Raw genomic sequence first — 12,234 nt, 5'->3', positions numbered from 1 at the left:
CTTTGGCCACCACCGGTCTGCCCCGCACCACGCTCACCGACCTCTCGCGCGTCACCGAGACGCTGGAGATGCTCGCCCCGCGCTGGAGCGTCTGGGTGCTGATGACGCTCGCCGACCAGCCGCTGCGTTACGCGGAGATCAAGCCGAAGCTGCCGTGGCTCGCCGATGGACAGCTCCACCCCCGGCTCCGCAAGCTCACCGACGCCGGCCTGGTCGAACGCACCGCATACGCACCCCGCCACGTCACCTACGGCCTCACCGAGCGCGGCGCCGAGCTGATGCCCGTTCTGACCGCGATCGCCACCTGGGGCAACACGCACCTGGAGAAGAACCTGGTGCCCAACCCGAGGACCGGGGAACTCGAACCCGAGCGCATCCCGGCGGCCGACAACATCGAGGACGCACTCGTCCTGCTCACCCCCCGCCACGCCACCCCCCTCCTGTGGACGCTGAAGGCGCGCGAAGCCGCCAGCGCCAAGGCTCTGGCCGCCGACGCGATGCCGGGCTACAACCTCAGCACCGTCTACCCGCCGCTGCGCCAGCTCATCGACGACGGCCTCGTCGAGGTCACCAACGAATCGACCTTTCAGCTCTCCGCCCAAGGCCGCGCCCTGGCCCCGGTCTACCGCGCGCTCTCGGCATGGGCGGCAGGCCGTCCGCCGTCGGATGCCGCCGGCCACCCGGTGTGGGGGGAGACACCGTCCCCGTCGCAGTCCCGGCCGGGAACCTGGGTCACCCACCAGGCGCGCCTGCCGGCACCACCGGTCCCTGCCGCCCCTACGGCCCCGGCGCTCCCGGCCACGCAGCGGCCGGTAACCAAGTGGCAGCCGAACGAACTCTTCTCGCACCAGATACCCGCCCGCCCGATCGCGACCCCGCCGGCAGGAGGCCACCGCCGGTGATCACCACCCCGACGCTCACTACCGCGCAGGTGGGCCGCGCCGTCACCGTGCTGTCCCACCCGGGCCTGATCCGGCTCATCACCGAAATCGACGACAACGGCCCTGTCAACCGCCGCATGCTCGGGCGCACCTTCGCCGACCTGGCGCGCCACCAGATCCGTCATGGGCTGGACGTCGGACGCACCCACCAGCTCATCCGCGCCGGCCACCACAGCGAACCCTGCTACCTGCTCACCGGCCGCGGCGCCGACCTGGCCGACGTCTACGACACCGTCGCCCGCTGGGCCCGCGCCCACCACTTCCCCGCGCAGGCCAGCGACTTCGTTACCCGCATCCAGCACACCCTGGCCCTTCTCCGCCACGAGTCGGCTCGCGGCGTTGTGACCGAAGAGCCCGTCCACCTGCACCGGGCGCAGCAGGTCGTGGACGCCGGACTGCTCCCCGACACCGAGACGGCGAGCAGCCTGCACCGCCCGTGGGCCGCTGTCTCCGGGTGGATCCGCATGAACCCGTCCGTCCTCGCGGCCACCACCCGACGTTCCACCACCGCCCCGGCCACGGTGGAGAGCGCCTGTTGAGACCCGGCTTCCGCCCGCGGCATGCCCGCCGCCCAGCCCTCGGTGTGGTGCGCGGCATCTACGTGCCGCGCACCGCCGACGCCGGCGCCTTCGCCATGACGACGTACGGCATCCCCCTCCTGGTGATGGCCACCACCGGCTCCGCCGCCCTGACCGGGCTGGCGTTCGCGCTGGAATGGATCCCGCGCCTGGCCGCCTTCGCCATCGCCGGAGCGATGGTCGACCGGTACGGCACCACCCGCGTGTTCCGGCACGCATCGGTGGCACGAGCCCTGGTGGTGCTGGCCGCCGCCCTCGTCCTCCCGGCACAGGCCCCCGGACTCGGCGCGACGCTCACCGTCATGGTGGTCGCCGCCAGCACCGGCGTACTCACCGAATTCAGCTACATCGCGGCGGAGACCGCTGGCGCCACTGCCAGCCGCGAGGCTGGCGAGCGCGCACACCGCGTGCAGACGGTACTGCTCGGCATCGACCAGATCGCCACCCTGGCTGGCCCCGCACTCGCCGGCCTGCTGCTGCAGTGGACTGGTGCGCCCGGGATGCTCGCCACGATCGCCTGCTTCTCTCTCCTCGGCGCCCTTCTCGCGCCACGACAGCCCAAACACCAGCCCGTCCCCGAACTGGCCCCCATGTTTCAGGGCCTCCGCACCGGGTGGACGACCCTGCGGGCCTTGCCGGCCCTGACCTGGCTGGTGACCGGATTGACCGTGTCGAACCTGGCGATCGGCCTGCTCCAAGCCGCCGCGCCAGTGATCGTCGTTAAGGAATTGGGGCACTCCAGCGCCTCGGTCGGTCTGGTCTGGTCGGTCGCCGCCGCTGCCTCCCTGATCGCCGTCGCCTTCTGCCGTTTCGCCATCGACCGGTACGGACTGTGGCCCGTGGGTGCGTTCTCGGCGACGATCGCCGCAGGCGCGTGCCTGGGGGTCGCCGCCGCCCACACCTACACGACCTACCTGATCCTCATCGCCCTGCTCATGGCCGGCGAGGGCGGCATGACCGTCGTGCTGCGAACCCTGCGCTCCGCCCTCATCCCGCCGGACGTCTTCGGAGCCACCCTCGGCCTGTCCATCCTGCTCCTCCTCCTGCCGTTCCCCCTCGCGGGCGTTGTGGTCGCACTTACCCCGGTCGGCGCGCTGAGCGGCGTCATCACCGTCTGCGCCCTCCTGCAGGCCCTCGGTCTCGCCCTGACCTTCTCCCGCCTGCGAACAGTGCCGCACCTGCGCTCCACCGGCTCCCGCTGCCCCGAGCCGCAGCCCAGCCCCTGAGCACTGGACCTCCGCCTTCGAGCTGCGCCGTCGCCGGACGCCCTGAACCGCACACCCGGCCACCGCGCTCTGCCGGCTTCCGCCCATCACGTCCACCGTCCCGTCTGGAGAGTTGCTTTGTCCTCCCGCCCCGTTGTTCTCGTTGTTGCCGCCGCCGACCGGGACGCCCAGGCGTACCGCGGGTACTGCCTCGAAAGCGTGGCCGCCGTCTACGACGTCGTCCTCATCACCGGTGCCGAGCCCACCTGGGAGCGGGACTTCATCACCGACTACGAAGTCGCCGATCCCGTGAACCAGCAGGCACTGTTCGCAGCGGGCCGCGCCCTGTCCCGGCGGCACTCGCTGGCCGGGGTGATGACGTGGACGGAGTGGTACCTCGTCCCCGTTGCCCGCCTCGCCCGGGACCTGGGCCTGCCGACCAACGCGCCGGAGGTGATGCAGGGCTGCCGCAACAAGGCCACCGCCCGCTCGCTGTTCGCGCGCCACGGCGTCCCCTCTGCCGCCTCCCTCCGCGTACGCACCGCCGCCGAGGCGGCTCGCGCGGCGGAACGGATCGGCTACCCGGTTGTCCTCAAGCCCGCAGCGCACGCTGCCAGCGTCGGCGTCATCCGAGTCGACACCCCATCCGATCTCGCCGAGGCGTACGCCTTCGCCGCAAACGCGGCCGGCCAGGGGGTGGAGAGCCGCCACATCCTGGTCGAGGAGTACCTCGACGGGCCCGAGGTGTCCGTCGAATGCGTCACCCACCAGGGCAGGACCACCGCCGTGGCCGTCACCCGCAAGACCGTAGGCATGGAGCCGTACTTCGAGGAGCTGGCTCACACCGTCGACGCAGCCGACTCCCTCCTCGCCACGGTGACCCCGGCAGCCGCTGCGGCCATCGCGGCCCTCGGTATCCGCGACGGTGTCAGCCACGTGGAGATGCGCCTGGTCGACGGCCGTCCTCGCCTCATCGAGGTCAACGCCCGGATCGCCGGCGACCTGATCGGCCACCTGGTCCACCTCGCCACTGGCGTGGACCTGCCGCGGGCCGCCGCCGACCTTGCCTGCGGACGCACCCCCGACCTCACGCCCACCCAGCACCAGGCAGCGGCGATCCGCATGATCTATCCGGAAGCCTCCGGCATCCTTTCCGCCCGCCACCTCGCCAGCAGACGCTTCGTGCAGACCACACCGTGGCTGGAGCGCGTCCATTTCCAGCGCCGGCCCGGCGATGAGGTCCTCCTGCCTCCACAGGGCGACATGTTCACTGCCCGCATCGGGTTCCTCGTCACCACCGGGCCCACCGGCGCCGTCGCCCAGGCCCGGGCCGACGAAGCCTGCCGGCAGCTGACCATCGTCGTCGCCCTCCGCCCAGCCCTCGCTCCCGCCGCGTGAACCGACCGCGTCCACACGCCCGATACCCGCACCGGAAATGCCCATGACCGAATCGGACACGATCGAAGGAGACGTCTTCGTCTCTCCCCGCTACCTGGCCGGCAGCACCTTCACCGGCGACCCCGCCCTCGAGCCCCTGCTCGACCTGGGCTGGGAGATGCGCGACAACGAGGACGGCAACGTCTATCTCTCCTCCCCGGACCGCAAAGTGCGCCTGGGCTACCTGCCCGAAGGCGACGACGACGGACTGTGGCGCATCAGCGCCTATACCGACGCCTTCGCCCAGCCGCATTGGGGCGTCTGCTTCAACGACATGGCACCGACGGAGTTCGTGACCGCATTCACCACCGCCCTGGCCGAGGCGTACGCCGACGGCCCGGACGCCTACCTGACAGGCCCCGGCCCAGCCGACTCCGAGGCGTCAGCGTTCAACGCGGTCGTGCCGTTGATCAACCGCGGCTGGCAGCTGCAGCACCCCCGGTGGGGCGTCATGGAGCTGAAGAGCGCCGACGGCATGGCCGGCCTGGAGTACACCACCGGCAAGCTCGACCACGAGCGCGAACTGACCACTCTGGAGGCCCGCTGGTACATGTGGGGCGGACCGGCCGGACCCCGCTGGTACGCCACCGCCTCCTCCAACACCCCCGTGCACCTGGTCACCGCGATCACCACAGCGGTCGCCGATCCGGCGCCGCTGCCGCGCTGGAAGGACGGGATGCTCCGTTCCCTGCGCGAGGCCGCCCAGCTCACCCCCGTCACACCACCGCCGCCTCCGGTGCCCACCCCCCTCGACGTACAACGCAACGTCGTCCGTCGCCCACCGGCACTCGGCACCGTCAGCGTTCCGCGCTGGAGCACCGCGTCGCGGGCCCCCGCTCCACCGGCGACCCGTACCGGCGGTGCTCGCCGCTGACCCTCGCATCCCTCCGCCAGAAGGCTTTCGTCCCATGTCCCTGAACGCGCAGCAGTTCTTCATCGAGCACCTCGCGCTGCCCTTCGACGACGGCAGCGTCGTCGGGAACACCTACTACGCCACGCCTACGCCCGGGTCTGCTCTGCGGCTGAGAATCGCCTTCGCGCCCACCATCTTCCACGGCCAGTACGACGGCTTGCGCTTGCAGGCGATCCACCCCGAGCAGGGGGTGGTGGACACCGCCATCCTCACCTTCGCCGACCATGGCACCTTCGCCCAGCGGGATGCCGCCCGGGACGTACGGCCTGGCCAGGACGGATACGCGCGCATCCGCGACTGGCACCGCGACGGCGAACCGCCCTGGAAGGGAGCCGACGTCCGCGGCCTGCGCCGCGCGATCGAACAGTACGCGCAGGTGTGGTTCCCCGGCGCCACCCCGACTGCCGCTCCGCAGTGCACATCGTCTGCCCTCACGGCCGGAAGGCCACCGGCCGCACCAGTCGGCCGCCCGGCATCCCGCACCCGCTGACCCCCCTCACCCACCGGGCAGCTTTGCCCCTTCCCTGGAGAGTCCCTACTTGCACACCCATCCCGCCCGCCACCTCCATGCTGCGGCCCTCACCGTTGCCGCCGCTGTCACCGGCACCCTGGCCTGGGCCCCGACCGCCTCCGCCCACGCCCCCGAACCCGCCCCGACCATGACGGCCCCCGCGAGCACCGCGCCGGACACGCCGACGGGCGGTGTCCAGATCACCAAGAAGGATCCGAGCGGCGCCGTCCTGGAGGGCGCCCAGTTCAGCCTCCTCGACACCGTCAACGGAACGAAGGCTCTTCAGGGAAAGACCAACAGCGAAGGAATCCTGCGCTTCGAAGGCGTCACCCCCGGGGTGTACCGCCTCAAGGAGACCTCCACCGGTAGTTCCCTCCACGACCTCGTCCCGGACCAGGACGTCATCGTCACCGCCGGCCAGGATGCACCGCTGACGATCATCGACCCGTTCAAGCCTGCCGACCTGACCGTCAAGAAGACCGACAAGGCCACGGGCAAGCCACTGGCCGGTGCGGTCATCAACATTGCGCCGGCTGATAAGGGGGACGCAGTCACTCTCACCACGGGCAAGGACGGCACGGCCTCGGCCAAGCTCCCCGTCTCCTCCCGCAGCGGCACCGAGTACACCGCCACGGAGACCAAGGCCCCCGCCGGTTACAAGCTGGACGCCAAGCCGGTGGAGATCACCGCGAAGCCCGGCGCACCGGTGACCGTCACCCTCGCCGATACGCCGAAGGAGGAGCCGACCAAGCCGCCCACGACTCCGCCGTCCACGGACACGACCACCCCGGACAAGCCGTCGGGTAAGCCGACGCCGGACAAGCCGACCCCCTCCGGCACCGCGACGTCGCCGTCCCCCTCTGACACCCCGCTCGCGGACAAGACCACTTCCAGCACCGCAGCACCTGAGCCGGAGGGCTCCCTCGCCCACACCGGCGCCGACGCGACCCCGTGGCTGCTCGGCGGCGCGGGAATCCTTCTGGCCACCGGCACCGCCGCGGTCATAGCTATCCGCCGCCGCAGCAGGGAAGCGGACGACGAGGACCAGAACAACCGGACCGACCAGGACTGACCGCAGCGTGGCCATCCGCAGCTGACGAGCCTGGCGCCGGGTGAGGCGGATCGCCACGTGGCGATGCTGACCCCACGCGCTCTTGCCCCCTCAGCCCCAGGAATCCTCAAACGGATTCCTGGGGCTTTGGCGTTTGCAGCCGCGCTCATCTCCGCGTCGGCGGAGCGACGGGCCGGGCCTGCGCGATGAGGAGGGCGACGTCATCTAGGGAAGACGCCGCCCTTGCGATCCGGCTCTGTTCTGCCAGTTCGCCTCGGGCAGACAGGAAAGATCCCGAAGGGACTGGCCAACGCTGCGAACGCATGTCAACGTAGACCTCTTCCCCAAGAAACCGCAGGTCAGAGAGGTGATTGCCCATGACCGTGGATGTTGCCGGCCCCGGATTCTCCACGACCGTCGAGTCGCTGCGACTGCGCCGGTGGCGGTTGGGGCCCGGGCAGCCGACGCTCGTGACCGACCAGTTCCGCGCCGAGGACTTCAACCTGATCGTGGACGACCGCGCCGATGTCCACATCGGCAGCAAGGATGGACGCTTCTACCTCGGCTGGTTCCCCACCGGCCGGCCCGGTACCGACGGTGAGGGCTGGAGGCTCTCCGTCACGGGGACCGCCAAGGTACCCGGCTACCACGTCTCTTTTGGCACGGAGACCCCCGCTGAGGTCGTCGCTGCTGCCGTGGCCTGCGTCCTGGCCACCTCCCGCTGCTTGTGAGGCAGCGCACGTTACCCGGACGGACACAAAAGCCGCGCTCGCTGTGTCCGCCACCAGTCCGACGTCGGCCTTCCTCTCATCCCAGGCCCCCGCGCCGCGTACACGCTCTGGTCGCACGCGGCTCGTACCCTGCCCCTTCCGCCAAGGACCCCAGCCCTCCACCGCAAGGAGAACCGAGTTGAACGCGCACACGCCGGAGATGACGGTCGGCGAACTGATCGACCGCCTGTCCGCCTGCGATCGCGACGCGACGGTCCGCCTGGCCATCAACCCGTTCTTCCCGATGGCTCACCAGGTCGCCGATGTGGTCGCCTGCCGGGACGAGAACGGGCGGCCGGTGGTCTTCCTCGCCGAGGACAAGGAGGCCGAGCAGCACGGACACCTTCCGCCCGAAGTCGCCGTACGGCTCACCTGGCAGGAGCCCGTAGACGCTCCGCGGCGCAGGCGACGCGGGACAATTCGTCCCGCCGATGATGGCCAGTGAACACCCCGACCTTCCGGAGGCGCCCCTGAACTCGCACCGTCCCTTCGACCCGTCCACCCCTAGTTCCGCCGAGCCGGCCTACTGGGTCAGCCCGCGCCACCTTGCCGGCGACGACGGCCGACTCGCCGAGCAGATCGGCACCCTTCTCACCGGCGCCGGCTGGCGAAGCTGGCCAACGGCTCGTGACACCCTGCTCTATGTGAGCCCGGACGAGCTGCGCGGCGCCGAATGGATCCTGGCCAGTTACCCCTTCGAGCTGGGCGGACTGCCGGTGGCCTGGCAGATCTCCGCCCGCGCCCACCCGGCCAGCGCCATGACGGAGTGGAACGCGTACTTCACCACCGGCACCCCACTCGAAGCGCTGGCCGACTTCCTGCTCACGCTCGACGCCCGCGCTGAACCCGACGCCGGCTTCGACGGGCCGGAAACGGTTCTCGCGGCATTGACCGCCCAGGGGTGGATCCGTGACATCGACCGTCCCGTTACAACCGCCACGGATTCTGAGTTCACCTCCAGCGTCTCGCTCGAGCCGCTGCCGGACCTCGTCCACGACGCCGACCCGCGCCCCGACCTGGCCGGCTGGCAGGCATGGGCGGAACCGGTGTTGGGGGACCCGTATCTGTGGTGTGCCACCTTCAGTGCCAGCGTGCCGCACGACTTGGTCGCCGCCTTCGCCTCCTCGCTCGCCTCACCGGTCCCCGTCCTGCGGCACACGCTGCCCGAGAGCGTGGCGGGGCGGCTCACCGTCATCCCGACCGGCTGACCTGGTCGCCTCATTGCAGTGCCCAAGCCGCCGTCGCTCGTGCGACGGCGGCTTTCTGCCTTTTCTTGGCCGTCGACCGGTTGCGGGTGACCGAACGCCGATGCCCCTGCCGCTGCCCGCGAGGGCGGCGACAGGGGCATCGTCCTGTCCGGGGAAGGTCAGCTGGCGGCCTGGGCCTTCTTGAGCGCCTTGTCCAGGTGCGAGTCGACCAGACCGGGCGCCCCGGAGACGACTATGACGGTCGTCCCGGTGCGGATGGCGGTCTGCTTCACCACGCTGCTGCTGCCTCCGACGTTGAAGGTGAGCAGCTGGCTCCACTGCTCGTCGCCGAGCTTGGGGGCGGACAGTTTCTGCGTGGCCATGTCGATGGGCGTGCTGCCCACCACGACCTGGTACTTGGGGCACGACACCATGGCGTCGAAGATCTGCCGGGTCCTGCTGGACGCCTGGGCCTCGGTGTCGCTGTACAGCTCCTCGGAGATCTCCGAGTCGCTGCTGCCGTTGTAGGTGAACGACGCCTTCGCCTTGTTGGGGAAGTCGAGGGAGCCGCCGGCCGCCGCGTCGGTGCCCAGCTTCTCCAGGGCAGGGCAGCCGGTGACGGTGACGTCGTCGCGGTCGGAGGTGCTCTCCGGCTTGCGGGTGTACCCGGGCCCGAGGTCGGTCTCGTCCAGCAGGCGCTCGCGCAGTGCAGCGGAGGCCAACGGCACGGCCGGCTTGACGTCCGTGCTGTTCTTCGGCTGTGCCGAGGAGGGGGCCGAGGCGGTGTGGGTCGGAGAGGATTGGTCGCTGGAGCAGGCCGGCACTGTGAAGACGGTCAGGGCGGTCAGGCCGAGGACGGAGGCGGTGGTGCGAAGACGCATGAAGTTGACCCCTGGGGTGGAGCGGAAGGGCTGACTATGGGCTGGACCGCGAGGATCCAGCGGATGGACGGGCAAGGGATCAGTGGCCGAGGTGCTTCAGGCCGTCTTCGAGAGTGGCGTGCATACGGTCCATCGGGCCGGAATTGCGGTTGTACCAGGCGGCGTCCAGCCGGGGCTCGAGGGTCTCGTGGCCGGCGCGGCAGCGCAGCCACACCTCGGCGTGGACGCTCAGAAGGATCCAGTCGCGGTACGCGCCGCACTGCGGGCAGGACCGGACCTCGCCGTCGATGACGAGCGGCTTGTCGTAGCGCATCATCATCCCGGCGATCTCGTCCCGGGAGGGCACCCGCAGGTCCGGCGGCAGGAAGTCGTCCACCTCCGCGGCCGGAGTGCTGACCGGGCCGGCTGGCGTCGGCACGGGCGCAGGGGCCTCGGCGAAGGGCAGCTCCGGGTGCGCCTGGAGCCATTGCGCCGTCTCCTGCTGGATTTCGCGCAGTTCCTGTATGGCGCGCTTGCGGCCGAACATCCCGTCTCCCTCACGTCGTCCTCGTGGGCCGCAATGAGCGTGCCTCACCTCTCTGACCTGCTGCAACTCACGAATGCCGTAACTTACCGGCGCCCCCGGCGCTGGTCGGGACGGCCCCCGGCCGTGCGTGCAGCTCGCGGTGCGGACTCCGCCGAGGTGCTCTGGCCGGTCATGGGCGCCGCGGAGGCGTCGGCGGGCAGGTCGGCCATGCGGCGCAGCCGCCACACGAGCACGTCGCTGACCGATTCGGCGGTATCCAGTTCCCGGCGGGCGGCGGCTTCGGCGAGCAGGGTCGTGGGGTCGTGGCCGGCGGCTTCGGCGTCGGCCAGGGTGGCGACCAGGGCGTACCAGCCCGGCTCGGCGAGCACCTGCTCGGCGAGGTCGGGCAGGGCCGTGCGAACGGTGGCTGCGTGCCGCCGTTGCAGGGACTGGGCGAGGTGGCGGCCCCGCTGGTGGAGCACGGCCATGGGAGTCCCGGCGACTGCCCGGTAGGCAGCGCGCAGGTGCTCGGCGGCCTGGCGGGCGGCGGCGGCCTGCTGGGCGTGCTCCTTCTTCCCGTGCCAGTGGGCGGCGGCGATCACGAGGAAGAACGCCATGTCGATCAGCATCGCGGTGGTGGCCCCGTCCTCCCCGCGGCCCAGCGCCGGCCCGCTGTAGACCAGGTCGCGGGCAGCCTGCCGCAGGGCACGATCGTGGCCGCGCTCGGCCCGGACGTGCGACCGCGAGGCCCTCTCGAAGGCGAAGGCGGCCTCACGCAGCTGCTTACGGGTGTGGGCAGCGGAGGTCTTGGCGAGCGCGTCCAGGACCTCGCCGGCCGCCGCGATCTGGGCAGCGACCGCGGCGTCGTCGCCGTGGTCGATGATCAGCACGGCCTGCCACGCGGCAGTGGCCGCACGACGCCGTGCGGATGCCGGGTCGTTCCCGACCGCGCGACGGTCTCGATGCGGGGGTGCCTCGTGGCCCTGGCCCTGATCGGCATCAACGTCGGCGGACCAGCGTTCGCGGATGCGGGGCAGCGACAGGTCCGGGGCGAGCTTGGACCCCGAGTAGAAGACAGGCTCTCCGTCCTTGTTGCGGTCGTCGGGCAGCGCGACGGTGTAGCCGAGCAGGTCACCGGAGGGGGCGATGCGCCGCCGGACGAGCAGGCCGGCGGCGGCCAGCCGGTCGAAGAACTCCTCCTCGCTGCCGGCGCCGGCGACGGCTCGACGCACGGTCTCCCGCAATTCCTCGCGCGGAGTGCACTCGCGTTGCTGCCGTTCGGCCTTGTGGCGTTCGGCGCTGGTGGGCCGCTGGGCGGCGGTTCCGTCCCCGACGTTGAGTCGCTTGAGCCCGTACTCGGCCTCGATGAGACGGGCTTCGGCCTGGGCGCGGCCGGCGTCGTTGTTCAGGCGGGGCCTGCGGCCGTCCTCGCGGACGAGGGTGGCGATGATGTGGATGTGATCGTCGGCGTGGCGGACGGCTGCCCACCGGCAAGCGGCGTCGCCGCCGTCGGGGGCGATGCCGGTGGCCGCGACCATGCGCCGGGCGATCGCGCCCCACTGCTCGTCGGAGAGAACGGGGTCCTCCGGTGCGGCGCGGACCGACAGGTGCCACACGTGCTTGGCCGGGCGGCGGCTCTTGGCGAGGGCGTCCACCGGCTGGTCGAGGAGCCGTTGGAGGTCGGCGTACGTGGCCTGCGGGTCGCGGCCAGGGTCGGGGGCGAGAGGGTCCCAGGCCGCCACGAGATGGGGGTCGACGTGCTCTTCGTGCGTGCCGGGCCCGTACAGGTAGCAGATCAGGCCGAGGGTGCGGGTGCCGCGCTTGTGGACTCGGGGGATCATGCGGCGCGGCTCTGGTCGTTCAGGTAGTGCTGGGTGAAGGTCTCGACGCGCTTCGCGGCACGGTGGACGGCGTCGAGGACGGCGCGGGTGTGCGGGACGTCGGCGCCGGCATTGGTGGCCTTGGCCACCTGGTTGAGGTTGTTGCCGATCTGCCCGAGGTGTCGGCGCACGGCGAACAGCTCGGTCAGTACTTCGCGTTCGGTGGCGATCTCGGCGGCGGTGCGGTCGAGGTCGCGGGCGGCGTTGAGTGCGGCGTGGGCGAGGAAGCTGGCGACGCTCATGTGGCAGGTGGACGCGGCGCGGACGAGGAGCTGGTACTCGTCGTCGTTCATGCGGCAACTGGGTTGGCGCATGCGCTTGTTCTCGTCGCGCAGGCGCTCACGCTGGCGCACGTGCGGCTTCGACGGCGCGGCG

Annotated in this window: 14 protein-coding genes; 10 read left to right on the top strand and 4 right to left on the bottom strand. The window is 71.2% G+C overall.

The window, feature by feature from the left end; genetic code table 11:
* The first annotated feature begins 2 nt into the window (after positions 1–2).
* The 10 genes from ACWD4B_RS01310 (at position 3) to ACWD4B_RS01265 (ending at position 8,614) form a co-directional block, all read left to right on the top strand.
* Positions 3–902: a winged helix-turn-helix transcriptional regulator gene (locus ACWD4B_RS01310; RefSeq protein ID WP_451418797.1), complete on the top strand. Its 900-nt coding sequence runs from the start codon at positions 3–5 to the stop codon at positions 900–902.
* A complete protein-coding gene (locus tag ACWD4B_RS01305; RefSeq protein ID WP_451418796.1) occupies positions 899–1,480 on the top strand; it encodes a hypothetical protein in 582 nt (193 codons plus the stop codon). The genes ACWD4B_RS01310 and ACWD4B_RS01305 overlap by 4 nt, the downstream gene beginning before the upstream one ends.
* Positions 1,477–2,745, top strand: a complete 1,269-nt coding sequence (locus ACWD4B_RS01300) for an MFS transporter (RefSeq protein WP_451418795.1) — start codon at positions 1,477–1,479, stop codon at positions 2,743–2,745. Before ACWD4B_RS01305 ends, ACWD4B_RS01300 begins: the two co-directional genes overlap by 4 nt.
* A gap of 117 nt (positions 2,746–2,862) precedes the next feature.
* The gene (locus ACWD4B_RS01295; protein ID WP_451418794.1) at positions 2,863–4,122 is read left to right on the top strand and encodes an ATP-grasp domain-containing protein; all 1,260 of its coding nucleotides are present in this window, start codon (positions 2,863–2,865) and stop codon (positions 4,120–4,122) included.
* Between the two features lie 43 nt (positions 4,123–4,165).
* Positions 4,166–5,035, top strand: coding sequence for a DUF317 domain-containing protein (locus tag ACWD4B_RS01290; RefSeq protein ID WP_451418793.1), 870 nt, complete (start codon positions 4,166–4,168; stop codon positions 5,033–5,035).
* Between the two features lie 34 nt (positions 5,036–5,069).
* Complete coding sequence (locus ACWD4B_RS01285) at positions 5,070–5,564, top strand: hypothetical protein (protein WP_451418792.1); 495 nt, start codon at positions 5,070–5,072, stop codon at positions 5,562–5,564.
* A gap of 49 nt (positions 5,565–5,613) precedes the next feature.
* Positions 5,614–6,657, top strand: a complete 1,044-nt coding sequence (locus tag ACWD4B_RS01280) for a SpaA isopeptide-forming pilin-related protein (RefSeq protein ID WP_451418791.1) — start codon at positions 5,614–5,616, stop codon at positions 6,655–6,657.
* Between the two features lie 356 nt (positions 6,658–7,013).
* Complete coding sequence (locus ACWD4B_RS01275; protein ID WP_451418790.1) at positions 7,014–7,367, top strand: DUF317 domain-containing protein; 354 nt, start codon at positions 7,014–7,016, stop codon at positions 7,365–7,367.
* Positions 7,368–7,566: 199 nt separating this feature from the next.
* On the top strand, positions 7,567–7,851 hold the full coding sequence (locus ACWD4B_RS01270; protein ID WP_451418873.1) for a hypothetical protein: 285 nt from the start codon (positions 7,567–7,569) through the stop codon (positions 7,849–7,851).
* A complete protein-coding gene (locus ACWD4B_RS01265) occupies positions 7,838–8,614 on the top strand; it encodes a DUF317 domain-containing protein (RefSeq protein WP_451418789.1) in 777 nt (258 codons plus the stop codon). The genes ACWD4B_RS01270 and ACWD4B_RS01265 overlap by 14 nt, the downstream gene beginning before the upstream one ends.
* A gap of 158 nt (positions 8,615–8,772) precedes the next feature.
* Here ACWD4B_RS01265 and ACWD4B_RS01260 read toward each other — a convergent pair whose 3' ends face one another.
* The 4 genes from ACWD4B_RS01260 to ACWD4B_RS01245 form a co-directional block, all read right to left on the bottom strand.
* Entirely contained in the window at positions 8,773–9,474 is a 702-nt protein-coding gene (locus ACWD4B_RS01260) for a hypothetical protein (RefSeq protein ID WP_451418788.1), read from the bottom strand.
* 79 nt (positions 9,475–9,553) lie between these two features.
* Positions 9,554–10,000, bottom strand: coding sequence for a hypothetical protein (locus ACWD4B_RS01255; protein WP_451418787.1), 447 nt, complete (start codon positions 9,998–10,000; stop codon positions 9,554–9,556).
* Between the two features lie 83 nt (positions 10,001–10,083).
* Entirely contained in the window at positions 10,084–11,820 is a 1,737-nt protein-coding gene (locus ACWD4B_RS01250; protein WP_451418786.1) for a relaxase/mobilization nuclease domain-containing protein, read from the bottom strand.
* Positions 11,817–12,173, bottom strand: a complete 357-nt coding sequence (locus ACWD4B_RS01245; protein ID WP_451418785.1) for a plasmid mobilization protein — start codon at positions 12,171–12,173, stop codon at positions 11,817–11,819. Before ACWD4B_RS01245 ends, ACWD4B_RS01250 begins: the two co-directional genes overlap by 4 nt.
* Between the last annotated feature and the right edge of the window lie 61 nt (positions 12,174–12,234).

This window comes from Streptomyces sp. NPDC002536, assembly GCF_053594995.1.
The sequence above is the reverse complement of the archived record's forward strand: the minus strand, read 5'-3'. Positions and strand labels throughout refer to the sequence as shown.